The sequence below is a fragment of the Lysinibacillus sp. G4S2 genome (assembly GCF_030348505.1).
Lineage (GTDB): Bacteria > Bacillota > Bacilli > Bacillales_A > Planococcaceae > Lysinibacillus.
On sequence record NZ_JAUCFJ010000002.1, the window covers coordinates 1,669,328 to 1,693,097 of the forward strand.

At 38.3% G+C, this 23,770-nt stretch carries 25 protein-coding genes; 22 read left to right on the forward strand and 3 right to left on the reverse strand.

Annotated elements, in window-relative coordinates; genetic code table 11:
- Window positions 1–253 precede the first annotated feature (253 nt).
- The 3 genes from QUF91_RS08470 (at window position 254) to QUF91_RS08480 (ending at window position 3,032) form a co-directional block, all read left to right on the forward strand.
- Window positions 254–1,048 carry a LysM peptidoglycan-binding domain-containing protein gene (locus tag QUF91_RS08470; protein ID WP_285400231.1) on the forward strand — a complete coding sequence of 265 codons (795 nt, stop codon included), beginning with the start codon at window positions 254–256 and terminating at the stop codon, window positions 1,046–1,048.
- A gap of 160 nt (window positions 1,049–1,208) precedes the next feature.
- Window positions 1,209–1,964 (forward strand): metallophosphoesterase, encoded by a 756-nt coding sequence (locus tag QUF91_RS08475; RefSeq protein ID WP_289417512.1) that lies wholly within the window; start codon window positions 1,209–1,211, stop codon window positions 1,962–1,964.
- Window positions 1,965–2,066: 102 nt separating this feature from the next.
- On the forward strand, window positions 2,067–3,032 hold the full coding sequence (locus QUF91_RS08480) for a YpdA family putative bacillithiol disulfide reductase (RefSeq protein WP_289417513.1): 966 nt from the start codon (window positions 2,067–2,069) through the stop codon (window positions 3,030–3,032).
- A 103-nt stretch (window positions 3,033–3,135) separates the two neighbouring features.
- On the opposite strand, the gene QUF91_RS08485 is transcribed toward QUF91_RS08480, so the two are convergent.
- Together QUF91_RS08485 and QUF91_RS08490 are read right to left on the reverse strand one after the other, a co-directional pair.
- Window positions 3,136–3,450 (reverse strand): hypothetical protein, encoded by a 315-nt coding sequence (locus tag QUF91_RS08485; protein WP_289417514.1) that lies wholly within the window; start codon window positions 3,448–3,450, stop codon window positions 3,136–3,138.
- Window positions 3,426–3,584, reverse strand: a complete 159-nt coding sequence (locus QUF91_RS08490) for a hypothetical protein (RefSeq protein WP_289417515.1) — start codon at window positions 3,582–3,584, stop codon at window positions 3,426–3,428. Before QUF91_RS08490 ends, QUF91_RS08485 begins: the two co-directional genes overlap by 25 nt.
- A 103-nt stretch (window positions 3,585–3,687) precedes the next feature.
- Between QUF91_RS08490 and QUF91_RS08495 the strand changes: the two genes are divergently transcribed.
- Both QUF91_RS08495 and QUF91_RS08500 read left to right on the forward strand, forming a co-directional pair.
- Window positions 3,688–4,248, forward strand: a complete 561-nt coding sequence (locus QUF91_RS08495; RefSeq protein ID WP_289417516.1) for a glycerol-3-phosphate acyltransferase — start codon at window positions 3,688–3,690, stop codon at window positions 4,246–4,248.
- A 4-nt stretch (window positions 4,249–4,252) separates the two neighbouring features.
- Window positions 4,253–5,794, forward strand: coding sequence for an aminotransferase class V-fold PLP-dependent enzyme (locus QUF91_RS08500; RefSeq protein ID WP_285394808.1), 1,542 nt, complete (start codon window positions 4,253–4,255; stop codon window positions 5,792–5,794).
- A 28-nt stretch (window positions 5,795–5,822) separates the two neighbouring features.
- Here the strand turns inward: QUF91_RS08500 and QUF91_RS08505 are convergent, their stop codons facing one another.
- A complete protein-coding gene (locus tag QUF91_RS08505) occupies window positions 5,823–6,791 on the reverse strand; it encodes an asparaginase (RefSeq protein WP_285394807.1) in 969 nt (322 codons plus the stop codon).
- Window positions 6,792–7,121: 330 nt separating this feature from the next.
- On the opposite strand from QUF91_RS08505, the gene prsW reads away from it, so the two are divergent.
- From prsW to hepT, 17 genes are all read left to right on the forward strand, one after another.
- Window positions 7,122–7,796 (forward strand): glutamic-type intramembrane protease PrsW, encoded by a 675-nt coding sequence (gene prsW, locus QUF91_RS08510; protein WP_285394805.1) that lies wholly within the window; start codon window positions 7,122–7,124, stop codon window positions 7,794–7,796.
- A 404-nt stretch (window positions 7,797–8,200) separates the two neighbouring features.
- Window positions 8,201–9,025, forward strand: a complete 825-nt coding sequence (sleB, locus tag QUF91_RS08515; RefSeq protein ID WP_285394804.1) for a spore cortex-lytic enzyme — start codon at window positions 8,201–8,203, stop codon at window positions 9,023–9,025.
- Between the two features lie 16 nt (window positions 9,026–9,041).
- A complete protein-coding gene (locus QUF91_RS08520; protein WP_289417517.1) occupies window positions 9,042–10,325 on the forward strand; it encodes a PepSY1/2 domain-containing protein in 1,284 nt (427 codons plus the stop codon).
- 84 nt (window positions 10,326–10,409) lie between these two features.
- Window positions 10,410–11,069 (forward strand): flagellar brake protein, encoded by a 660-nt coding sequence (locus QUF91_RS08525; RefSeq protein WP_285394802.1) that lies wholly within the window; start codon window positions 10,410–10,412, stop codon window positions 11,067–11,069.
- Between the two features lie 74 nt (window positions 11,070–11,143).
- Window positions 11,144–11,818, forward strand: a complete 675-nt coding sequence (cmk, locus tag QUF91_RS08530; protein WP_289417518.1) for a (d)CMP kinase — start codon at window positions 11,144–11,146, stop codon at window positions 11,816–11,818.
- 102 nt (window positions 11,819–11,920) lie between these two features.
- A complete protein-coding gene (rpsA, locus tag QUF91_RS08535; protein WP_289417519.1) occupies window positions 11,921–13,057 on the forward strand; it encodes a 30S ribosomal protein S1 in 1,137 nt (378 codons plus the stop codon).
- 198 nt (window positions 13,058–13,255) lie between these two features.
- Window positions 13,256–14,566, forward strand: coding sequence for a ribosome biogenesis GTPase Der (gene der / locus QUF91_RS08540; RefSeq protein ID WP_068982865.1), 1,311 nt, complete (start codon window positions 13,256–13,258; stop codon window positions 14,564–14,566).
- 209 nt (window positions 14,567–14,775) lie between these two features.
- Entirely contained in the window at window positions 14,776–15,792 is a 1,017-nt protein-coding gene (locus tag QUF91_RS08545) for an NAD(P)H-dependent glycerol-3-phosphate dehydrogenase (RefSeq protein ID WP_285394799.1), read from the forward strand.
- 527 nt (window positions 15,793–16,319) lie between these two features.
- A complete protein-coding gene (locus tag QUF91_RS08550; RefSeq protein ID WP_285394798.1) occupies window positions 16,320–16,532 on the forward strand; it encodes a DUF2768 domain-containing protein in 213 nt (70 codons plus the stop codon).
- Window positions 16,533–16,554: 22 nt separating this feature from the next.
- The gene (locus QUF91_RS08555; RefSeq protein WP_285394797.1) at window positions 16,555–17,370 is read left to right on the forward strand and encodes a hypothetical protein; all 816 of its coding nucleotides are present in this window, start codon (window positions 16,555–16,557) and stop codon (window positions 17,368–17,370) included.
- A 92-nt stretch (window positions 17,371–17,462) separates the two neighbouring features.
- Entirely contained in the window at window positions 17,463–18,941 is a 1,479-nt protein-coding gene (gene spoIVA, locus QUF91_RS08560) for a stage IV sporulation protein A (protein WP_285394796.1), read from the forward strand.
- Between the two features lie 199 nt (window positions 18,942–19,140).
- Window positions 19,141–19,413 (forward strand): HU family DNA-binding protein, encoded by a 273-nt coding sequence (locus tag QUF91_RS08565; protein WP_004232618.1) that lies wholly within the window; start codon window positions 19,141–19,143, stop codon window positions 19,411–19,413.
- A gap of 637 nt (window positions 19,414–20,050) precedes the next feature.
- Window positions 20,051–20,620, forward strand: coding sequence for a GTP cyclohydrolase I FolE (folE, locus tag QUF91_RS08570; RefSeq protein ID WP_285394784.1), 570 nt, complete (start codon window positions 20,051–20,053; stop codon window positions 20,618–20,620).
- Window positions 20,621–20,683: 63 nt separating this feature from the next.
- Window positions 20,684–20,902, forward strand: coding sequence for a trp RNA-binding attenuation protein MtrB (mtrB, locus tag QUF91_RS08575; RefSeq protein ID WP_049666799.1), 219 nt, complete (start codon window positions 20,684–20,686; stop codon window positions 20,900–20,902).
- A gap of 332 nt (window positions 20,903–21,234) precedes the next feature.
- Window positions 21,235–22,002 (forward strand): heptaprenyl diphosphate synthase component 1, encoded by a 768-nt coding sequence (locus QUF91_RS08580; RefSeq protein ID WP_285394781.1) that lies wholly within the window; start codon window positions 21,235–21,237, stop codon window positions 22,000–22,002.
- A 15-nt stretch (window positions 22,003–22,017) separates the two neighbouring features.
- On the forward strand, window positions 22,018–22,722 hold the full coding sequence (locus QUF91_RS08585) for a demethylmenaquinone methyltransferase (RefSeq protein WP_285394780.1): 705 nt from the start codon (window positions 22,018–22,020) through the stop codon (window positions 22,720–22,722).
- 19 nt (window positions 22,723–22,741) lie between these two features.
- Window positions 22,742–23,716, forward strand: coding sequence for a heptaprenyl diphosphate synthase component II (hepT, locus tag QUF91_RS08590; protein WP_285394779.1), 975 nt, complete (start codon window positions 22,742–22,744; stop codon window positions 23,714–23,716).
- Window positions 23,717–23,770 lie beyond the last annotated feature (54 nt).

Here is a 23,770-nt window from a genome sequence, read left to right on the forward strand (position 1 = left end):
AAAGTTGGGATGACATTTTGTTAAAATGTATGTCATGTGATTGAAGACTCAGGGCGACTGAAATTGAGGTTTTGCGTCACAAATGAGACCCTGAAGCGGCTCAGTGGAACATCGGAAAGCGCCCAGTCGTAATGATCAACCTCAAGTTATGATGAGGAACCTTTTTAGACTATAACTGACGGTCATTTACTTTTTTCGCAAAATTCGTCATAATAGAATGATAGAAAGCGTAGTAAGGTTGGAGGAAAGGCGAATGAGTAAAGAAGATTATCGTGATAAAATAGAAGAACACCGTCAATCTTTTGGAGAAGAACAAGAAGAGCAGCAAAATTTATCTAGAGTTTCAAGAATGAATAAAAATGGGGGCAATAATAAAAAGCCGAAAAATACAAAACGAAAAACGCCATTAATGACGATTCTTTTTGTAATCTTTATCTTAATTCCATTATCGATCTTAATTTATTTTTTAAAATTCTATGAACCAGGTGAAACAATAGAAGAGGCTGAAAAAAATTCTTCGGATACAATTGTAGAAATTGATAAGTCAGGAAATAAAACTGAATCCGCTGAAAAAAATAAAGAAGACGATAAAGCAAAAAAAGAAGATAAAGCAAGTAAAGAAGATAAAGCTAAAGATCAGTCTAAGAAAGACGCTGAGAAATTAGCAGCTGAAAAAAAGGCAGCTGAGGAAGCGAAAAATGCCGAAGCAGCCAAGAGTGCCGAAGATGCTAGGAAAGCCGAAGAAGCTAAAAAAGCTGAGCAAGCTAGAATAGCACAAGCAGAAGCGGCAAGAAAAGCAGAAGCGAATAAAGCTGAACAAGCACGTAAAGCCGAACAAGCGCGCAAAGCTGAGGAAGCACGTAAAGCAGAACAACAGAAACAAACTGCAAAAGCAAGTACCCATACTGTAAAGGCAAATGAAAATCTATATCGTATTGCATTGAATCACTACGGTGATGGAAGTGAAGCAACACTATCGAAAATCCGTGCAGCAAACGGTATGTCTTCAAATGATGTAATGGTTGGGCAAGTTATTAAACTACCATAAGAAAAGCAGGTGTCATTCTTTGGCAATGATGTTTTTCTAGTATAAAATAAAGGACAAACGTCAACAACAAATAAAGTTGAGGCGTACGTCTGATTTAGTGAAAAGGCGATTCTTCATTACAACGAATCGTCTTTTTGCTGTCGTAAGGAGATGTGAGGGAATGATTTATATTGGACTATTTGTTTTAGTAGTCATCGCGTTCCTGCTTTATATGTTCAAGGTGGCACATGAAAACAATGTTTTACATCATCAATTGTTATTAAAGGGTGAACAGGAAAAGATTCGACTTTTTTTTATTTCGGATACCCATTTACGCAAAGTTAACCGCCAGATGATTGAGCAGTTAGATGGCCAATTTGATGCTGTCATTATTGGTGGAGATTTCGCAGATGGACGCACACCTATTGAACGTATTCATGACAATCTAAAATTATTGACTCCTTTAGGACCGACTTATTTTGTATGGGGCAATAATGACAGGGAAGTAGGTGAAGAGCGACTACGAGGTATTTTACAGGAGCATGCTGTTCAGATAATAGCCAATGATGCTGTATTACTACCTAAAAAAAACCGCTTTTGGCTAAGTGCCATTGAAGATACATCTACAATGAAATATAGCTTTGATGAAGCATTTGCAAAGGTGGGAGAGAAAGATTTAGTTGTTTTTATTTCACATAACCCAGGTGTTTTCGCAAGGGTCCGTGCAAAATTTAGAGCAGATTTAATGATTGGTGGGCATTTACACGGTGGTCAAATTAGAATAGGCTCATACGGTGTGCATCCAAATGGCTCTTATCGAGAGCGTGAGGGTGTGATGACGTTAGTAAGTAACGGTTATGGTACGACATTGTTACCTTTCCGACTTGGCGCGAGACCACAGTGTCATATTATTGACATTGAAATTTCGGGTAAATAAACAACCAAAACTCGATAAAAGGCGTATAATGGAAGATAATCGTTTTGAAAGTAAAGAATTGGCATAGTTTTGCTGATACGAAGTTGATAGGAGTGTCAAGAAATGCAGCAAGTAGATGCAATTATTGTTGGAGGAGGCCCATGTGGTTTAGCAGCAGCAATAGCCTTGCAAAATATTGGATTAAAGCCAATGGTAATTGAAAAAGGAAACATCGTAAATGCGATTTACAATTACCCTACGCATCAAACTTTTTTTAGTACGAGTGAACGTTTAGCTATCGGTGATGTGCCATTTATAATTGAAGGACGTAAACCTAAGCGAAATCAAGCACTAGTTTATTATCGAGAAGTTGTGCGATTAAAAGATATTCAAGTAAACCGCTTTGAGAAAGTAAATAGCGTTGTAAAAAATGGAGCAGTGTTTACAGTAACGACAGATAAAGAAGTTTATGAAACACTTTATGTTGTGATCGCAACAGGGTACTATGACCATCCAAACTATTTAAACATTCCAGGTGAGCAATTACCGAAAGTTTTCCATTACTTTAAAGAGGGGCATGAATTTTTCGATACGGATGTTCTTGTAATTGGTGGGAAAAATTCGGCTGTAGATGCGGCGCTTGAGTTAAATAAGGCTGGAGCACGTGTCACTGTTGTTTATCGCGGAAGTGAGTATTCGCCAAGTATTAAACCGTGGGTACTACCAGAATTTGAAGGGGTAGTGCGCAATGAAGAAGTTAAGATGTATTTCAATACAAATGTGTTGGAAATTAGTGAGCATGAGGTCGTTTTAGAAAATGATGGTAGCAAGAAATCAATAAAAAATGATTTTGTTTTTGCGATGACAGGCTACCATCCAGATCATTCCTTTATTCGAGCAATGGGTGTCACAATCGATGATGAAACAGGTCGTCCTTTCTTTAATCCAGAAACTATGGAAACAAATGTAGAAGGATTATTCATTGCAGGCGTAATTGCAGCCGGAAACAATGCCAACGAAATTTTTATTGAAAATGGCCGTTTCCATGGCGATTGTATCGCAAAGACAATTACAGAAAGAACAAAATAACAATAAAAGCTGTATAGGCATTTGAGCTTATACAGCTTTTTTAAAACGTCGTATAGGAGAGAGAAAGCGACGGAAAGAATGGCCAGAGTGACGGATGGAAGAGCTAGAGCGACGGAAAGAGGCCGAAGCGACGGATGGAAGAGCTAGAGCGACGGAAAGAATGGCCAGAGTGACGGATGGAAGAGCCAAAGCGACGGATGGAAGAGCTAGAGCGACAGAAAGAATGGCCAGAGTGACGGATGGAAGAGCTAGAGCGACGGATGGAAGAGCTAGAGCGACGGAAAGAATGGCCAGAGTGACGGATGGAAGAGCTAGAGCGACGGAAAGAGGCCGAAGCGACGGATGGAAGAGCTAGAGCGACGGAAAGAATGGCCAGAGTGACGGATGGAAGAGCTAAAGCGACGGAAAGAATGGCCAAAGCGACGGAAAGAGGCCGAAGCGACGGATGGAAGAGCTAGAGCGACGGAAAGAAGGGCCAGAGTGACGGAAAGAAGAGCCGAAGCGACGGAAAGAATGGCCAAAGCGACGGATAAAAGAGCAAAGCGGGCTCATCGGGACGCCCCTGGGAAAGCGCTCAGTCGGAACGGAAATCCCAACCCTGCGTTATGGTGATGAGACATAATTTCATCGAAGCTGATAAAAAAGGTGTGAAAAAATGCTTGGATTATATTGGTTTCTAAGTTATATTGTAGGGAACTTTATGACGGCGTATGTCGTTGGAAAAGCGTATGGTGTTAATTTACAGGAGCATAAGAGTAAAAACCTAGGGGCTCGAAATGCTGGTAGTGTTATAGGGAGTGCTGCTTTTATATGGACCTTTTTAGGGGATTCTTTAAAAGGTGTGCTTATTGTTGCTGTAGGACGTTTATGGCATTTCGAAGAATGGGAAATAGTGCTAGGTGCTTGTTTAGTAATGCTTGGTCATTTGTTTCCGTTTTGGCTTAAATTTAAAGGGGGAAAAGGAGTAGCAACTTTTATAGGTGTAGGTCTGGCATTGTCACCAAGCTTATTTTTAATGATGGTTGTAGGGACAGCTCTTACCCTTATTGTAACTAGAAGTTTAACACTTAGCATGTTAGGTGGCTTTGTATTATATATTGGAGCGATTATTTATACAGATAAATTACTGTTATACATACCGATACTAATAGCAATAAGCTTTATGCTTATTAAACATATGTCGAATATTAAAGAAGCTCTAGGGAGTAGGGAGTGATTACATGTATTGGTGTAAAATAGCACATACAGAAGCGGAGTTTGAGGAAATTGCGCGATTAAATTATGAAACCTTTGTCGAAGAAATTCCACAGCATAAACCTAACTCCGCTAGAAAAAAAATTGACCGTTTTCATCATGAAAATACGTATATCGTTGTTTACAAAGGAATAGAACTTATAGGTATGCTTGCCTTTAGAGATCAAAGACCGTTTTCAATTGATGAAAAGATAGGAGAGGTTGAGCAATATCTATCAAAGGAAATTAGTAATAAGTTATGTGAAATTCGCTTGCTTGCTGTGAGGAAGGCATATCGAACAGGAAGAGTACTACTAAAATTGACACAAGCATTAACTGCTTTTGCATACGAAAAAGGTTATTCAGCAGCAGTAATCTCAGGTACTACTCGTGAAGAAAAACTTTATAAGCAAATGGGTTTTACTCAATTTGCCCCTGCTACAGGGACAGAAGATGCTTTATTTTTACCAATGGTATTAACGAGACAGCAATTTGAAAAGTCTTTACAGCAAAGACTTGCGAAGGATTGCCATACATTTTATCCAGGGCCAGTGAAACAAAACGAACCATTCCAGTATTCTGAGCTTTCTCATCGTTCGTTAGGCTTTCAATCAATATTTGAGCAAATGAGAAACAAGTTGCTTCAATTATCAGGAGCAGCGCATGTAGCTACAATTGTAGGAACAGGGACATTGGCAAATGAAGTGATGTTAGGGCAATTGAAGGCTCAACAATTAGGGCGTGGACTAATTTTAACAAATGGTGAGTTTGGAGAACGTCTTCGAAAACAAGCAGAGAGATGGTCATTGGATTTTGATGTGATAGAGCAAGATTGGGGAAAATCGTTTGATACAAATATGTTGGACTCGTATCTACAAAAAAAATCTTATCAATGGCTTCTTGCAGTACATGGGGAAACGTCGACTGGTACTTGTAATGACTTAAAAGGAATTTTACATCTGACTAAACGTTACGATATAAAGCTTTGCGTAGATTGCATTAGTTCGTTCGGAGCAATGCCATTTTCTTTAGAAGATTGTTATTTAGCGACTGCAGTAAGTGGAAAAGCTATTGGTGCACTTAGCGGCTTGGCTTTTGTTTTTTCGCAAAACATTGTGAAACCATCTACTACATTACCTGCTTATCTCGATTTAGCTAATTACCAGCAAGGTGCGATTCCGTTTACGTTACCAGCAGTACTTGTTGCAAATGTTGAAGCAGCATTACAAGCGTATCCAGAAAGATATGGACAGCTACAGCAACGCTTTACTACTTTGCTGCAGCTACCATTTATGCACTATCAAGTTTCAACTAGACAATATCCAATGTTAATCACTTTACAACTTCCTAAGGCTTTAGCAAATCTACAGAGCGATTTAAAGTTAAATGGGTTTTATGTTCATGCAGATAGCCAATACTTACGGCGAAGAAATTTTATACAGCTTTCAGTAATACAGCCAGATTTTGAGTTTGCAATCGATCAATTACATAATATTTTAAGTTATTATAAGCAAGTTGAAGATGCATAAGTTGACGTGAAAATTGAATACATTAGCTTTACATGAAAAATTCCTTTAAATCAAGAGGAGTGCCTGCTGTGTTGAGCCCAATTAATAATTTTAATCGTGCCTTTTGACCATTAATACCAGTTGCAAATATAGCTCCTAAGTCTTCGAGCATTTTGCCACCACCAACATAGCCGTAGACACCCTCTGCGATACCATTAAAACAACGGGATACGAGTATAACAGGAATACCGCGCTCTAAGAGACTCTCAATCCCTTTAACAACTGTTGGAGGGACATTACCTTGTCCAAGTCCTTCTAACACAACGCCATCATATTTACATGCGAGTACTACATCAAGTAAATCAACCTCCATGCCAGCATACACTTTCAGCATGGCCACGCGTTTTGGTAATCCATGAATATCTACATATTGGCGGCGGATGGGAGCATGATGAAACAATATTCTTGATTTTGTGATAAGTCCAATCGGGCCATACTGTGGTGATTGGAAGGTGTTTACAGAGCTTGTGCTTGTTTTTGTAGTGTTAACAGCAAGATGGACTTCATCGTTCATGACAACAAGCACACCTTTTTCACGCGCCTCTTCATCAACAGCTACACGAACGGCTTCCACTAAGTTATAAATACCATCTGCACCAAGTTCGTTGGAGGAGCGCATTGCACCCGTTAAGACAATAGGAATCGATAAATCAGTAGTTAACTCTAAAAAATAAGCTGTTTCTTCTAATGTATCAGTACCATGTGTGATGACAATGCCATCAATTTGCTCCTCTGAAACTTTTTCAATAATGAGGTTACGTAATGTAAGCATTTCTTTTGGTGTAATATGTGGAGATGGAAGATTAAAAGCCTCCATTTCAATAATTGTAGCAAGTGTGTTGAGTTTGTTGCTTTCCTTCATTAGCGGATTTTCCTTGTTTGGTATAACGGCACCTTCATCAGTCATTGCCATAGATATTGTTCCACCGGTATGAATTAATAAAATTGTTTTTTTCATAAAAAGATATCTCCTTTTAAAAAGTTTTATGTCATTACATGGTATAATAATAGCAGTTTATCTTCATTCAGCAGAAGTCTCCCACCTTTGAAGGTGATGAGATGAATGCGAATATGGTTGTCCAACATCTAATGAAATAGATGAACTCACTCTAAGAACGCCACGTCCTGTGGCAAAACCATCTGCTGCTGATGCTTTGCTTTCTTGCAAAAAACATTGTTGGTCTAAAGCCTCCAGCGGATGTCACGGATTTTGAATTGTGCTAACATAATTTAAAGTTTGATCATAATTATGTCAAGGCGAAATTGATTTTTGAAAGGAGCCGGCAACATGATCATTTTATTATCAGCTGCCATTGCTCCCGGTCTAGCGCTTTTTAGTTACTTCTATTTGCGCAATCAGATGGCAACGGAGCCAAGAAGAACCTTACTTCAAACGTTTTTGTATGGCGCATTTTTAACGTTCCCAATCTTGTTTTTACAATATGTACTAACAGAAGAAGGGGTTTTTCGATATCTTTATCTACAAGATGTAGTTTTTTCTAGTGTAGTTGAAGAATTTTTTAAATGGTTTGTTCTTTTAATCGGAATCTACAATCATGTAGAATTTGATGATCCGTATGATGGCATATTGTATGGTGCAAGTATATCTCTTGGTTTTGCCACGATTGAAAATGTTCTTTATTTATTTTCATTTGGTTTAGATACTGCATTTATGCGAGCATTATTACCTGTCTCAAGTCATGCTTTGTTCGGTGTTGTAATGGGCTATTATTATGGACGTGCCAAGTTTTCGAAGCTTGCAAAGACGAAAGAAATGATTGCTATGGCGCTTTGTGCACCGGTAGTATTACACATTTTATATAATACAATTTTAACATTCAAAGGGTACTGGGTATATTTAATGATACCGTTTATGCTATTTTTGTGGTGGTTTGGGCTGCGAAAAGTCAAGCTCGCTCACTATCATCTTGTGCAACATTTGCATATGCATAAAAAAATATAAAGCGTAGAAATCTATAAAAGATTTCTACGCTTTTCTATTTTTTAACTTCTTTCAGCAAGTGTTTTATGTAACGTAAGTGAAACGGCAGTTACAAATGTCTAAAAACCTGCTGAAATATAGGAACTCAGTCTAAGAACGCCACGTCCTGTGGCAACGACTGAGTGACCAACATCACGTTGGCCCAAAGCCTCAGCGGATTTCACGTAATCGGAAAAGAGTTCAATATAGGATGTTAGCCTAAAATCGCTACCTGACCTGCATCGGTGCCGCTGCCGCTTCGCTTTCGCGCAATAAACTTTTGCAGGTTTAAGCACAAAGCCTCTGGACGCAATTTTGCCGAGGCAAAATTGATATGTATAAAATGAGTCGTTTGTTTCAAGCTATGAATAAAAGGAGTGATAATAATGCGTTTAGTAAGCTTAATTTTTGCTTTGATGTTGGGGGTTGGCATATTTGCTATTCCGCAAAATGACGCCATAGCCTTTACCGAGCAACAGATTTCTCGTGGTGCTTATGGAGATGATGTCATTGAACTGCAGTCAAGGTTACAATACTTAGGATTTTATAAAAGTAAAATTGATGGAAAATTTGGCTATAACACATATTGGGCTTTACGGAATTTCCAAGAGAAATATGGTTTACCAGTGGATGGAATAGCCGGCGCTAATACAAAAAAAGCTTTATCTGGCAATTCAGATTACGATGAAGCTTGGGTTAAAGCTCAATTAAATGCAGGTAATCAATTTACCTATTATGGAGGCAAGCCACTTGAACAGCAAGTGAAAACGAACACTGGCGGCGGTGGTGGTGGTGGAGGTAAAAGTAGTGGTAGTAGTAATAATAACGGCACTAAAACTCAAGTACCTCCAAAGTATACTGAAAGAGACGTACAGTTAATGGCGAATGCAGTTTATGGTGAAGCAAGGGGAGAGCCTTATGAAGGTCAGGTAGCAGTAGCGGCTGTTATTTTAAATCGTCTGGAAAGTCCTGACTTCCCAAATTCAATTTCAGGTATTATTTTCCAACCATTAGCGTTTACAGCAGTGGCGGATGGGCAAATTTGGCTTGAACCCAACGAACGCGCAAAAGAAGCTGTTATTGACGCCATGAATGGATGGGATCCTTCAGAAAATGCACTTTATTATTTTAATCCGAAGACAGCTACAAGTAAGTGGATTTGGTCACGACCTCAAATAAAACAAATTGGAGAACACATTTTCTGTTCATAAGAAAGGAGGAAAATAAATGAGAACTATGCTTGTTATACTTACTGTGGCAGTTATTGGATTAGGGGCATATAGCGTTCATGTGAATAAAGAAAACGCTAGTTTACAACGTACTGTGCTAGCTCAGTACACAAATAGTTTAACGGATGCATCTGAGAAATTATCTGGTCTACAAAAAGCTGTTTCACAATCTCTATTGTTTCAAGATGACAAAGCAATTGACAATGAGTTAGATTCTGTTTGGCGACTAAGCTCTGACGTTCAATCTTCTTTAGCTACTATTCCTGTCGGGCAAGAAGTCTCAAACGATTGGCTAAGTTACTTAGGACGCCTAGGAGATGAGGCAAAGAAAACAGCAGAAACAGGAGATTATGAAGCTTGGCGAAAAAAAATGCCACAGGTCTCTACAAATTTACAATCACTTTCAGATGAATGGACATCCGCGACAGTAGACTTTTATAAAAATAACGGTAAAATGGATGTCTGGTTACGACAAGTAGATACTAAGAGCCCGAATACAACATTTGATAATGTACAAAAGACATTAAAAGATTACAACGAAAAAGATTTCCCACTGACATTAAGTGAATCGGATTGGCAGAAAAAAATAGAACTTAAAGCATTGCAAGATTCAGTCATTACTGAAAAAGAAGCATTGGAAAAAGTGAAAAATTTATTCCCTATCATAAAAGATGCAACATTTACTGTTACGAAAAGTAGTGATACTGCACCATATCCGTTTTATCATATCCAATTCCACCAAGGTATTCGTTTAGGATATGTCGATTTAACAGAAAAGGGTGGGCATTTAATATCCTACTTAGTGGAACGCCCAGTAGATGAAGCAAGATTATCACAGGATGAAATTAAGAAAAAAGCTGAAGAATATTTAAAACGACTTGGCATGAATGATGTTGCATTTGTGGAATCTCGTGAAAACAATCAAGCATGGCATCTGACATTTGCACGTGTCCATCCTGGAGATAATGCGTTGATTTATGCAGATGGCGTTCAACTAAAACTTGCAAAGGATAACGGCGAGTTACTTGGTGCCAATGCAATGGAATATATTCAGGAAGAGACGATTAAATCACAAAATCCAAGACCAATTGATTGGAAAACTTTCTTCGATAATGATGTGAAAGTAGAGGAAGTAAGAAAAATTTATACAGATAACGGTCAATTTGATCAACGCCTTTGTTATGAGGTGATTGCGGTCCGTGATAAAAATACCCAAGAAACATTTAGAGTTGTAATTGATGCAGAAAATCACAACGTCTTAAAAGTGGAATATTTAACGTAATCCAAGGAAAAAATACCAGTTCATATAGCCAAAATGGGCATCTCATGCGATAATGAATTTATATTTGTGCTCGGGGAGATGCTCATGGAAATAAAAATTGGTACACAATTAGAACTTGAACCAACTTATACAGAGCGTGTTGAAAGATTTCGCTGTAAAGTTGTAGAACAAAAAGACAATATCATTTACATCGATTATCCAATAAATGTTGTCACAAAGAAAACAGCATTTTTAATAGACGGTTCTGAATTTAGTGCTACTTTTCTTACGGAGGACAAACTATCATTTGCTTTCAATACAGAAGTGATTGGACGTAAAGCTGGCAATATACCAATGATTATGTTGCACTGTCCAAAGGCAGAAGACTTTATCAAAATTCAACGTCGTGAATATGTACGAGTTGAAACACCCGTGGATGTAGCGATACAGTTTAAGGATTACAAATATCAGCTAGTAACTGCGGATATTAGCGCAGGTGGTTTGGCAGTTGTCCTAAAAGGGGCAATTGCTTTCCAAGATGATGATGAGGTTAAGTTAACAATTGTTTTACCGTATGCCAATGGGGATATTAAATACGTAATCACGGATGCGACGGTTGTTCGTATAGACGAAAACGATGACAAAAAAATAGCAACTATACAGTTAACAGATACAGATGATGTAGACAAACAGCATATTGTTCGTTTTTGCTTTGAACGTCAGTTAGTCAATCGTCGTAAAGAAACGAATCCTTTTGATGATTGATTTTTAAGAAAGCCCTCTGCTAGTAGAGGGCTTTTTTATGGTACAATGTGGTGTGATAGAAAGTAGGGAAGAATATGAAGAAAAACATTCAAATTGCGATTGATGGACCTGCTGGTGCTGGGAAAAGCACAATCGCAAAAATTGTTGCGGAGGCACTTGGATTTACTTATATCGACACGGGAGCAATGTATCGTGCTGTGACGTATAAAGCAATGCAACAAAACATACATTTAGATGATGAAACAAAATTAGCAGAAATGTTAGCATCTAGCACAATTGAATTAAAACCTTCATCTCATGGGCAGCTTGTCTATTTAGACGGGAAGAACGTGTCGGCAGAAATTCGATCAAATGAAGTAACTTCATCTGTTTCAGAAGTATCGGCTCATGCTAAAGTGCGTGAACTATTAGTGGCACAGCAACAAAAACTTGCAGCTAACGGTGGCGTTGTTATGGATGGGCGCGATATTGCTACGCATGTGTTAAAGAATGCAGAGCTAAAAATCTTTATGTCTGCAACTGTAGAAGAGAGAGCGAGACGTCGTTTTATTGACAATCAAAAGCGAGGAATTGAATCTTCAATTGAGAAACTTCAAGAAGAGATTGCTCTACGTGATAAAATGGATAGTGAGCGTGAAGCATCACCACTAATTCAAGCAAAAGATGCCCTGTTTTTAGACACGACAGCACTGTCAATTGATGATGCAGCACAGGCCATTTTAAAATTAGCGCAAGAAAAAATGGTGTAAATCCAAAAATTTCAGACATTTTTTGAATTTAAAGGATTTATTTTTGTTTTTGTCTTCAAAATCGAATAAAATAGTAAGGGAAGATGCGAAGGAGGGTTACATATGTCTGAAGAAATGAACTATGCAGAACAAACGTTTAACGAAGGTGATATCGTCAAAGGTATTGCAGAGCAGGTTGATGAAAAAGCGGTAACTGTTTCAATTCCAGGTGCACCATTCGACGGGATTATTCCGATAAGTGAATTATCAAGCTTACACATTGAAAAAGCGTCTGACTTAATCTCAGTTGGAGATGAGCTGGAGTTGATGATTACAAAGGTTGAAGATGAAAACTATGTATTATCAAAACGTAAAGTAGATGCTTTAAAAGCATGGGATACACTTGAGCAACAATTCAACGCTGAGGAAATTTTCGAAGCGGAAGTGAAAGATATTGTTAAAGGTGGTCTTGTCGTCGATTTAGGAGTACGTGGCTTCGTTCCAGCATCCCTTGTAGAAGATTACTTTGTTGATGATTTCGAAGACTATAAAGGCAAATCTCTTAGCTTTAAAATTGTTGAGCTTGATAAAGAAAAAAACCGTTTAATTTTATCACATCGTGCTGTAGTGGAAGCTGTAAAAGCTTCTCAAAAGAAAGATGTTATTAACCAAATTAAAACTGGCGATGTGTTAGATGGTAAAGTACAACGTATCGCATCATTTGGTGCATTCATCGATCTTGGTGGTATTGATGGCCTTGTGCATATTTCACAAGTGTCTCATGAGCATGTGAGTGATGTGAGCGAGGTTTTATCAGAAGGACAAGAAGTTAAGGTAAAGGTTCTTTCTGTAGACCCAGAAAATGAGCGTATTTCGTTATCTATTAAGGATACGATTCCTGGCCCTTGGTCGAACATCGAAGAGCGTGCTGCTATAGGTACAATATTAGATGGGAAAGTAAAACGACTTACTTCATTTGGAGCATTTGTGGAAGTTTTCCCAGGTGTAGAAGGTTTAGTGCATATTTCTCAAATCGCGCATAAGCATATTAACACGCCACACGAAGCTTTGAAAGAAGGACAAGAAGTACAGGTAAAAGTGCTTGATGTAAATGCTGGAGATGGCCGTTTAGCACTAAGCATTAAAGATTTACTTGAAAATCCTGAGGCTGAGGAAGTAATCGACTATAAATTACCAGAAGAAAACACAGGCTTCTCTTTTGGTGATGTCATTGGCGATAAACTAAAAAACTTTAAATAAACTTGACAAGTGAGGATACAGTTTGTGTCCTTGCTTTTTTTATGGAGGAAGCGGATAGAAGAGGCGAAAATGACGAAAAAAATTAAAAAGAGATGGATAGAACAGTACATAGCGCGCTCTATTGTGGATATGATATGATATAATGGCATTTTTCGTGTATAATAGCGAAAGACAAGAAGTTGGAAGGATGAAGTACAGATGACGAAACCAGTAGTAGCCATCGTAGGTCGTCCGAACGTAGGTAAGTCGACGATTTTTAATCGTATCGTTGGAGAACGTGTATCAATTGTGGAAGATATTCCAGGGGTAACACGCGACCGTATTTATAGTTCGGCAGAGTGGTTAACACATGACTTTAATATTATTGATACAGGTGGTATCGAGATTGGGGACGAGCCGTTTTTAGAGCAGATTCGTCAACAAGCAGAAATCGCCATTGATGAAGCAGATGTTATTATTTTTATGACAAACGGACGTGAAGGTGTAACAGCTGCAGACGAGCAAGTGGCAAAAATTTTATACAAAACAAAAAAACCAGTCGTTTTAGCAGTGAATAAAATTGACAACCCAGACATGCGCGAGATGATCTATGATTTCTATGCGCTTGGCTTTGGTGAGCCTTGGCCTATTTCAGGCTCTCACGGCTTAGGTTTAGGGGATTTATTAGATGAATGTGCAAAACACTTCCCAAAAGAAGATGAAGAGCAATATGGAGACGAGGTCATTAAATTCTCGTTAATTGGCCGTCCTAATGTTGGGAAATCTTCATTAGTAAATGCATTTTTAGGCCAAGACCGCGTTATTGTTAGTAACATCGCTGGTACTACTCGAGATGCTATTGACACACCTTACGCGTATGATGGTCAAGAATATGTCATTATTGATACTGCAGGTATGCGAAAAAAAGGGAAAGTGTACGAAACGACAGAGAAATACTCTGTATTGCGTGCGCTACGTGCAATTGAACGCTCTGATGTTGTTTTAGTCGTTCTAAATGCAGAAGAAGGCATTCAAGAGCAAGATAAAAAAATTGCAGGTTATGCACACGAAGCTGGGAAAGCTGTAATCATAGTTGTGAATAAATGGGATGCTATTGAAAAAGACGAAAAAACTATGAACGTCTTTACTCAACAAATTCGTGAGCATTTCTTATTCTTAGATTATGCACCAATTATTTTTGTATCGGCTAATACTAAACAGCGTGTACATCAAATTTTACCGATTATACAACGTGTAAGTGAAAACCATGCAATGCGTATTCAATCATCTATTCTTAATGAAGTGATTGAGGATGCTGTGGCGCGTAACCCAGCGCCAGCTGATAAAGGCCGCCGTCTTCGTATCTACTATGCAACTCAAGTTGCGATACAGCCACCGACGTTCGTGGTATTTGTCAATGAACCAGAATTAATGCATTTCTCTTACGAACGTTTCTTAGAAAACCGTATTCGAGAAACATTTGATTTTGAAGGAACGCCAATTCGTTTAATTTCCCGTGCTCGTGCTTAGGAAAAAAATATACACATACAGTACGCCAACCCGACGAAAGTTGTTGGGTGGCGTCTTTTTACAAGAGAGGAAAGTATAATTTTTCTAATGTCTACTATAAGATTGCTTCGAAGGTTACTCGAATTAAAGTGTAATACAAGTCTTTCTCTAGCATTTATCGTAGCTAAAAAGGGTGAATTGTCTTTTTTCTTAACAAGGGAGGATTTTAAATGGAAAAAGTTTGTGTATTAGGGGCAGGCTCGTGGGGGACAGCGCTTGCGATGGTACTTGCAGAAAATGGGCATGATACGCTTTTGTGGACCCATCGAACTGATCAAGCAGAAGAAATTAATAACCAGCAGACGAACAAGAAGTATTTACCCGAAACGATACTACCAGCAAATTTACATGCAACAAGTGATATTTCTGAAGCAGTTGCTCATTCAGAGATAATTGTCGTTGCCGTGCCAACTAAGGCCATTCGAGAAGTGTGTGAAAAAATGATGACATCACTCGATAAAAAAGTACTGTTCGTTCATGTATCAAAGGGAATTGAACCTGATACATTAAAACGGATTTCGGAAATTTTGGCAGAAAGTCTACCAGCTGAATGTGTAGAAGAAATTGTTGTACTTTCAGGTCCAAGTCATGCAGAGGAAGTTGTTTTGCATCATCCTACAACAGTGACAGCAGCATGCGCTAACATTGAAGCTGCTGAAAAAGTGCAGGATTTATTTATGAATCAATTTTTCCGTGTCTACACAAATGAGGATGTTCTCGGCGTAGAAATAGGTGGAGCATTGAAAAACGTCATTGCATTAGCAGCGGGTATTACAGACGGCTTAAATTATGGCGATAATGCCAAAGCGGCACTTATTACTCGAGGGTTGGCTGAGATTTCACGCCTTGGAGTCAAAATGGGGGGGAATCCATTTACATTCTCAGGGCTTACTGGTATGGGAGATTTGATTGTAACGTGTACAAGCGTGCATTCTCGTAATTGGCGCGCAGGTAATTTGCTGGGGCAAGGCATGAAACTTCCAGAGGTACTCGACCAAATGGGCATGGTTGTTGAGGGCGTACGCACAACAAAAGCTGCCTATCAACTAGCAGAGAAATATGACGTTGCTATGCCGATATCAACGGAGCTTTATGGGGTTTTATTTAATAATATAGAACCGAAAATAGCAGTTGATGCATTAATGATGCGAATGAAAAAGCGAGAAATCGATGACATGATGCATTAATAATATATATTTGATCCGTTTTGTCATAAAATGGACATAAATGAGGTGTCTCAGAGAATAACTGAGACGCCTTATTCTTTTTAATCATCACTATAGGCGTGTTGATTAGGAAAAAATAGGTTTATTATTGAGCGATAAAAGGATTTTTTTGTTACTATTTTGCCGATATATTTCCATTTTAACTGATTGTAGCGTAGGGCTACTCGAGAGCTCCTGTCGCTTCGCTGTCATCGCAGAGCATAGCTTCCCGCGAGAAGCGAGAAAGCGAGACAGACGAGACCCTGCACGGAGCGAATGTTTTCCGTGCGAAAGCGTAGTGCTAACGTAGCGACAGCGACAAAGTAAGTAGCTCGTAGCGGAAATCAGCCTCTTCGCATGTATAAAAATGGTTAATCAACTCAACTGTCATCACTATAAAGGTTGTCCATTTAATGATAGTTATTGGACAACTATTTCTTTTTAGCGAAAGCACATAGTATAATATAATTTGATTGTTTTCTGACATAGAGGAAAGGTGGTTGTCTTGAATGGGTCCGTTAGCACATTTACCTGCGCTTGATGTAATGTGGGTATCCTTTTATTGTATTGGTTTTATGATTATATCAGTCGGTTTAATTTATTTAGGTCGTAATAAGGTTTCCAACGTTTTTTTACGTACAATCGTAAATTTAATAGCATACATACTGTTTGGACTTGGCACATTTTTAATGGTACTAATTGTTGCCACATGGCCAGCATAAAAAATAATGAGGTGGAAGTGACATGAAAAAACTAAGTGCTTTTCTATTGGTAATAGCATCCGCAGTTCTTCTAGTTGGTTGTGTATATCCAGAAGACGAAAAAATGGCAAAATTAGTGCCTGATGCTGACCAATTAGCGGGGGTTCAGCGAGCGGTTGATGAATATCGTGAAGCAACTGGTGGACTAGTTCCAATTAAAAACAGTGAACTAGATACTGATATATATATAAAATATTTAATTGATTTTGATAAACTAGTACCTAAATATCTTGCGCAAATTCCTGGAAATGCCTACGAAAAAGGTGGTATTTTCCAGTATATTATTTGGGATCCTGAAAACGAAGCTAAAGTAAAATTGGTAGATTTAAATGCCGCAGAGCGTATTCGTGAAATTAATATTCGTAAAATGTCTACCCAATATTTACCGATAAAGGATGCAACTGCAGATAATGTATATCAAATTGACTTTGAAGCATTAGGGTATAAAAATGACGTAACAGTGAAAAGTCCCTATTCCGGTGCCGAATTGCCAATGTTTATGACAGGTGACGGCGAATTACATGTCGACTATTCAATCGATTTAGGTCAACTACTAAAAGAAGACAAGCCTGATGTGAAGCCTGGAGATGATATTCGTCAGCTACTTGTCGATAAGTATCCAGTAGTTCCTGCATATTCTGTACCATATACAGTAGATGAAAAAGGTGAGCCGATTTTCTTTATGGAAGCCTATAATAGTGACGCAAAAAAAGCTAGAGAAAAGGTTATAGAAGAAGCTAAAAAAGAGGAAGAAGCAAAGAATAAAAAAGAGGAAGAAGCCAAGAATAAAAAAGAATAAATCAAGAAGCTCCTTACATTTGTGAGGAGCTTTTCATATTTATCTACCAGCTTGCATATAGTGAAAAAGCGTAGATAAAGGAGGCAGAAACCTTGAGTGAAGCAGTATTTAGAGAAATTGCAGAGCGCACAAATGGCGATGTTTATATTGGTGTTGTCGGTCCAGTACGTGTAGGTAAATCAACATTTGTAAAAAAGGTTATGGAATCGGTCGTGTTACCGAATATTGTGGATGAAACAGAAAGAATGCGCGCACAAGACGAGTTGCCACAAAGCTCGCCGGGGCCAGTCATTATGACTGCTGAGCCGAAGTTTGTGCCTGCTCAAGCAACACGTATTGCGGTCGGTGATGATGAAATGACGTTCCAAATTCGTTTAGCAGATTGCGTTGGTTATATCATTGAGGGTACAAAGGGATATGAGGATGAAAATGGGCCGAAATATGTGCATACACCTTGGCACACAGAGCCTATCCCATTCCAGGAAGCGGCGAAAATAGGAACAGATAAAGTTATTCGTGACCATGCCAATATTGGAATTGTTGTAACAACGGATGGTACGGTGAATGGTATAAGTCGTCGTGCGGCAGAGAAGGCCGAAGAGGAAATTGTTGAACAATTAAAAGAAATAGGAAAACCTTTTGTTGTTGTATTGAATTGCCAAATGCCAGCAAGGGAAGAAACGGTACAGCTTCGAAATGAATTATTTGAGCGCTATAATGTTCCAGTGATTGCTACTTCAATTGATCAAATGCGTGCATCTGATATTCAGTATATTTTGCAAGAAGCGTTATTTGAATTTCCAATCCGAACAATTGAGGTTGAGAAACCAGATTGGTTAGATGTTTTAGATGCAACACACCCATTGAACATAGCATTAATTGATTCGATGGAAGAAGTGTTATCATCAATTATGAAAATAAGAGATGTGCAGCAGGCGTCAGATGCCTTTAAAGCCATTGATTTTATAGACCAAAGTGAAGTGGTGCATGTGGATGCGGGTATTGGTACCGCAGTCATTCGAGTGTCATTGCAAGGTGAGCTCTATAAGTCGGTTTGCAATGAATGGCTAGATGAGCCAATTGAGACGAAGCGGGATTGGCTACTCTTTATTAAAGAGGCAGCAGAAGCAAAAGAGGCTCAAAAACGCTTTAAAAGCGCCATTAATGAAGCAGATTCGACTGGTTATGGTGTAACATTGCCGATGATGCAGGAATTTGAGCCAACAGCACCAGAGCTCATTAAACAAAATAATTTTTTTGGTGTACGTATGAAAGCAAAGGCACCATCTTATCATATCATTCGAGTAGATATGGAATCAGAATTCGCGCCACTAATAGGCTCTGAATTCCATAGTCAACAATTACTTAAGGATTTAAATCATGCATATTTACACGATCGTGAAGCATTATGGAGCACACAGCTTTTCGGAACTCCGCTGCATGAGGTATTAAAAGAGGGGATTCGCTATAAAATGGATGCTGTCCCAGCTACAGCCAAAAAACGGATGCGACAAACAATTGAACGTATGGTGAACGAAGGTGATAGAGGTTTAGTAACATTTATTTTGTAGTAATAAAAAGTGAAAAAAAGCGCAAAAAAATAGTACGGGGCTTTTCGTTTTTATGCGAAAAGTCCTGTTATTTTTGTTTTTTGGGTGAAAAATTGATTTTTTGGTTATAATCATGAATGAATACAGTTGCGTAGCGGTTTTCTATGTGTTACTCTTTTTACAGAATTGATTCATGACCCTTTGAGAGGAGGTGAATGGTGTGAATAAAACAGAATTAGTAAACTCTGTTGCTGAAGCTGCAGGTCTTTCTAAAAAAGACGCTTCTAAAGCAGTTGAAGCTGTATTTGATACAATTCAAGATGCTCTTGCAAAGGGTGACAAAGTACAATTAATTGGTTTTGGTAACTTTGAAGTACGTGAACGTGCGGCTCGTAAAGGTCGTAACCCACAAACTGGTAAAGAAATCGAAATCGCTGCTAGCAAGGTACCTGCTTTCAAACCAGGTAAAGCGCTTAAAGATGCTGTAAAATAATACACGTCTAGTAGTTACATAGAGCAGTCTTCATGTAAATAACATGGGGGCTGCTCTTTTTAACTTCTTTCAGCAGGTGTCCAAACATTCGCTGAAATAGAGGAACTCAGTCTAAAACGCCACGTCCTGTGGTAATTTATCTGCACGAAAGCGAAGCGATAGTAACACACGACTGAGTGACCAACATTATATTTCTTCACTAAAAAAAGTTGCGCAGATAGCTAAATAAGTTAATGGTACATAGAAAGATGTAATAAACGAAAGTGTAAGCGTTAGAGATATTATTTTCACAATTTAGGTCCATCACTAAAAGTTGGGCTACCTTTGTTAAAACATATACCAGAATATTAGTTGATCTTCGTTCCGGCTGGACGATTCTTTTGGGACCCTGGAGCGAGCCTCGCGAGTGAAGTGCCTCATCGGACGCCCACAGCTGGAACGGAAATCAACCACACGTAATGGTGTGAGTCACAAATTGTAATATATACTCCTAATTAGAAACCATTAAGTGGCTATTTTGCTTATATAGCGTTGAATTTCTTTTGAATCAAGTAAGTCGTTTTGCGCTTACCTTTTGGATATGCTACGATGCATAAGGAAATGTGTAATGTATAGATACGCAGGAGGGTTTTTACGGATGTCGAATGTTGATTTATTGAAAATAGAAGAGGCAGTAAAAATGATTTTAGAAGCCGTAGGTGAAGATGTAAATCGTGAAGGTTTACTCGATACACCGAAACGTGTTGCAAAAATGTATGCGGAAATGTTTAGTGGCTTACATGAAGACGCAAAAGATTATTTTAAAACAGTGTTTCATGAAGATCATGAGGAATTAGTACTTGTAAAGGATATTCCGTTTTATTCGATGTGTGAGCATCATCTAGTTCCTTTTTATGGGAAAGCACATGTAGCCTACATACCAAACGATGGCATTGTTGCTGGACTAAGTAAATTAGGACGTGCGGTAGAAACCATTGCTCGTCGCCCGCAATTACAAGAGCGTATTACTTCTTCAGTAGCAGATACAATTATGGAAATGCTCTCTCCTAAAGGTGTTTATGTAGTGATTGAGGCGGAGCATATGTGCATGACTATGCGAGGACTTAAGAAGCCAGGATCTAAAACTGTGACATCGGTTGCACGCGGCATTTACGAAGAAGACGAAGTAAAACGTAGAGAAGTATTATCATTTATTCAAATGTCTTAAATTGCATGTCTAATTATGTTATGATGGACTAAGAATTTGTCGGATTTAAGGAGTGTACAGACAATGGCACAAGATTATATTGTTATTCAAGCAGAGGAAGATGGTGTACATGTAATCGGTTTAACACGAGGTACAGATACAAAGTTTCATCACTCTGAAAAATTAGATGCAGGCGAAGTTATGATTGCACAATTTACTGAACATACATCTGCTATGAAAATTCGTGGGAAAGCACAGATTCATACAGCTCATGGTGTTATAAATAGCGAAGCTAAAAAGTAATAGAGAGAAATTACGTTTAATGGTTTTATGTCCAAGCAAAATTGTGATGGCACATATATATCGACTAGTTGTGTAAAACTTAGTAATGTTATTAATCCGATTTTAAGTTATTTCAGCGGGTGTCAAAACATCCGCTGAAATAAGTTAAAGACTCCAGTGGATGGCAGTTGAATTTCTACCGTTTTTTAACGGGGAAGGTCTACTGCCTATCATGTTGAATGAAGCAAAAAAATTTTTATTCCGAATCGTCGCGTATGCTATAATGACTCAGTAAGCAAGCGTTAGGTCTTGAATGCGACTAACATATTTGAAAGTGAAATGGAGTAAGGTCTATGAATGCAACATACATTCAAAATTCAATTGCACAGTTAAAAACAGAGATTTTCATGGATGTTCGTCATAGAACTTTGCAAAAATATACAGGTGTACCTGTGCTCGATGAAAATCAATTATTTTACTTGTTAGTTCCCTTTTTGAATGGTGAAGAGTGGCAACAAGAGCAAAGAGAAGCTGCAATCACTGTTGGGATTGTGTACGCTGCCTTAGCGGCGCATGATCATATAAAAGAATTTGATGCCACATCAAAAGAACAGCAGCTAACCGTTTTAGCTGGAGATTTTTATAGTGGCCGTTATTATGAAATTTTAGCTATGTCAGGGAATGTCGGATTGATTCGAAGTTTGTCGCAAGGAATTGTGGCACGTTGTGAACACCAAATTAAAGTATATGAGACAGAAAAACGATCAATTGAACAATGGTTTGCCTCGATAAGTAATATTGAATCAGGATTAATCTCAAAATTTTTTGAGCTCTATTCATTTAGTGAATATATTCCAATTATGGAGAAGAGCTTATTAATCTTGCGTTTAGAGAGAGAGTGGGCGACATATCGAAGTGGGCAAGTAACTTTAATGAGTAAGGCCCTAGAAGAAAGTGCGAGATATACTGGAGCGACATATAGCAACGTCATCCAGGACAAAATTGTGCAATTAAAAACAGAGCTGTTACAGGTGATAGAAGATACATCGTTTTTACAAAGTGATGTAAAACAGGCTCTACAAGCACGTGTAGAGGCTTCCATTGCTTCTACTAATGGATAAGAGAGGTTTTTCAAAATGGCTAAAACGAAAGAAGAGCACGTGCACGAAGTATTTGAAAGTATTTCGGATAACTATGACAAAATGAATGGTGTAATTAGTTTCCAGATGCATGTTGGCTGGCGCAATGATACGATGAAGCATATGGCAGTAAAACCTGGAGCGAAGGCACTGGATGTTTGCTGTGGTACCGCAGATTGGACAATTGCCTTAGCTGAGGCTGTGGGTGAAGGTGGAGAAGTAAAGGGGCTAGACTTTAGTAAAAACATGCTGAAGGTTGGCGAGCAAAAGGTAAAGCCATATCCACAGATTGAACTAATACATGGAAATGCTATGGAATTACCTTTCCCAGACAATACATTTGATTATATAACGATAGGTTTTGGTCTTCGCAATGTACCAGATTATTTACAAGTGTTAAAGGAAATGAATCGTGTTGTAAAACCAGGTGGAATGGTTGTTTGTTTAGAAACATCTCAATCTGAAATTCCAGGCTATCGACAATTATTCCGTTTTTATTTTAAATATATAATGCCGATATTTGGTAAAATATTTGCGAAAAGCTATAAAGAATATTCTTGGTTACAGGAATCAGCAAATGATTTCCCAGGTATGAAGAAATTAGCGGCATTGTTTGAGCAGGCAGGTTTAGAAAAAGTAACGTACAAAGCATATAGTGGCGGTGCTGCGGCAATGCATATGGGCTTTAAAAAGGTACGTTAATGGGGGAAGGTTTTCACACGTGGAAAAGATGAAGTTAAAACTACTCTATTCCGATTTGAAATCAGATATCGATATTATTGAACAAGAGTTAGAAAAAGCGGTGAACTCTTCTTCAAATTTGATCAATGATGCTTCTCTCCATTTATTGCAAGCTGGTGGTAAACGGATACGGCCAATTTTTGTGTTGCTTGGTGCGAAATTTGGCGAATATGATATCGAAAAGATGAAGGATGTAGCCGTGCCTGTAGAGCTTATTCATATGGCATCACTAGTGCATGATGATGTAATTGATGATTCCAATATGCGAAGAGGACGCCCAACTGTCAAATCACAATGGAACAATAGAGTAGCAATGTACACGGGCGATTTTATTTTTGCACGTGCGCTTGAATATATTACAAAGCTTGAAGACCCATTAGTTCATCAAATTTTAGCGCGCACAATGGTGGAAATTTGTAACGGTGAAGTCATTCAAATCGAAGATAAATTTAGATTAGATCAAGGTTTAAAGGATTATTTTAGACGAATCAAACGAAAAACGGCATTGCTGATTTCTTCTAGTTGTGAGCTTGGTGCAGTAGCAGCAGGTGTTGATGCCAAAACGGTGAGACATTTGAAACGCTTCGGCTACTTTGTTGGCATGAGTTTCCAAATTATCGATGATGTTTTAGATATTATGGCAACTGATAAAGAATTAGGAAAGCCAGCCGGCAGTGATTTATTGCAGGGTAATATTACATTACCGATTCTATTATTAAAAGATGACCCACAGATACAACCTTATTTAGTAAAAGTATTTGCAGGTACATTGACGGAGACAGAACGTCAAAATATGTTGCGGTATGTGCGTAAATCTGACGCGATTGCGCAAGCTAATAAAATGAGTGATAAATATTTGAAAAAGGCTTTACAGGAAATAGAAGCATTACCAAAACATCCTGTCAAGAAAAAACTACGTGATGTCGCTTTATTTATGGGCAAGCGTAAATTCTAGCTTTTTGTTGTACAAAGACTCATTTTTTGTTAATATTTATCGGTAGGTGTAAAA

What these genes read in the sequence shown, in the direction of transcription:
- QUF91_RS08470 (WP_285400231.1), top strand. Translation starts at nt 254, where the DNA reads ATGAGTAAAGAAGATTATCGTGATAAAATAGAAGAACACCGTCAATCT.
- QUF91_RS08475 (WP_289417512.1), top strand. Translation starts at nt 1,209, where the DNA reads ATGATTTATATTGGACTATTTGTTTTAGTAGTCATCGCGTTCCTGCTT.
- QUF91_RS08480 (WP_289417513.1), top strand. Translation starts at nt 2,067, where the DNA reads ATGCAGCAAGTAGATGCAATTATTGTTGGAGGAGGCCCATGTGGTTTA.
- QUF91_RS08490 (WP_289417515.1), bottom strand. Translation starts at nt 3,584, where the DNA reads ATGAGCCCGCTTTGCTCTTTTATCCGTCGCTTTGGCCATTCTTTCCGT.
- QUF91_RS08495 (WP_289417516.1), top strand. Translation starts at nt 3,688, where the DNA reads ATGCTTGGATTATATTGGTTTCTAAGTTATATTGTAGGGAACTTTATG.
- QUF91_RS08500 (WP_285394808.1), top strand. Translation starts at nt 4,253, where the DNA reads ATGTATTGGTGTAAAATAGCACATACAGAAGCGGAGTTTGAGGAAATT.
- QUF91_RS08505 (WP_285394807.1), bottom strand. Translation starts at nt 6,791, where the DNA reads ATGAAAAAAACAATTTTATTAATTCATACCGGTGGAACAATATCTATG.
- prsW (WP_285394805.1), top strand. Translation starts at nt 7,122, where the DNA reads ATGATCATTTTATTATCAGCTGCCATTGCTCCCGGTCTAGCGCTTTTT.
- sleB (WP_285394804.1), top strand. Translation starts at nt 8,201, where the DNA reads ATGCGTTTAGTAAGCTTAATTTTTGCTTTGATGTTGGGGGTTGGCATA.
- QUF91_RS08520 (WP_289417517.1), top strand. Translation starts at nt 9,042, where the DNA reads ATGAGAACTATGCTTGTTATACTTACTGTGGCAGTTATTGGATTAGGG.
- QUF91_RS08525 (WP_285394802.1), top strand. Translation starts at nt 10,410, where the DNA reads ATGGAAATAAAAATTGGTACACAATTAGAACTTGAACCAACTTATACA.
- cmk (WP_289417518.1), top strand. Translation starts at nt 11,144, where the DNA reads ATGAAGAAAAACATTCAAATTGCGATTGATGGACCTGCTGGTGCTGGG.
- rpsA (WP_289417519.1), top strand. Translation starts at nt 11,921, where the DNA reads ATGTCTGAAGAAATGAACTATGCAGAACAAACGTTTAACGAAGGTGAT.
- der (WP_068982865.1), top strand. Translation starts at nt 13,256, where the DNA reads ATGACGAAACCAGTAGTAGCCATCGTAGGTCGTCCGAACGTAGGTAAG.
- QUF91_RS08545 (WP_285394799.1), top strand. Translation starts at nt 14,776, where the DNA reads ATGGAAAAAGTTTGTGTATTAGGGGCAGGCTCGTGGGGGACAGCGCTT.
- QUF91_RS08550 (WP_285394798.1), top strand. Translation starts at nt 16,320, where the DNA reads ATGGGTCCGTTAGCACATTTACCTGCGCTTGATGTAATGTGGGTATCC.
- QUF91_RS08555 (WP_285394797.1), top strand. Translation starts at nt 16,555, where the DNA reads ATGAAAAAACTAAGTGCTTTTCTATTGGTAATAGCATCCGCAGTTCTT.
- folE (WP_285394784.1), top strand. Translation starts at nt 20,051, where the DNA reads ATGTCGAATGTTGATTTATTGAAAATAGAAGAGGCAGTAAAAATGATT.
- mtrB (WP_049666799.1), top strand. Translation starts at nt 20,684, where the DNA reads ATGGCACAAGATTATATTGTTATTCAAGCAGAGGAAGATGGTGTACAT.
- QUF91_RS08580 (WP_285394781.1), top strand. Translation starts at nt 21,235, where the DNA reads ATGAATGCAACATACATTCAAAATTCAATTGCACAGTTAAAAACAGAG.
- QUF91_RS08585 (WP_285394780.1), top strand. Translation starts at nt 22,018, where the DNA reads ATGGCTAAAACGAAAGAAGAGCACGTGCACGAAGTATTTGAAAGTATT.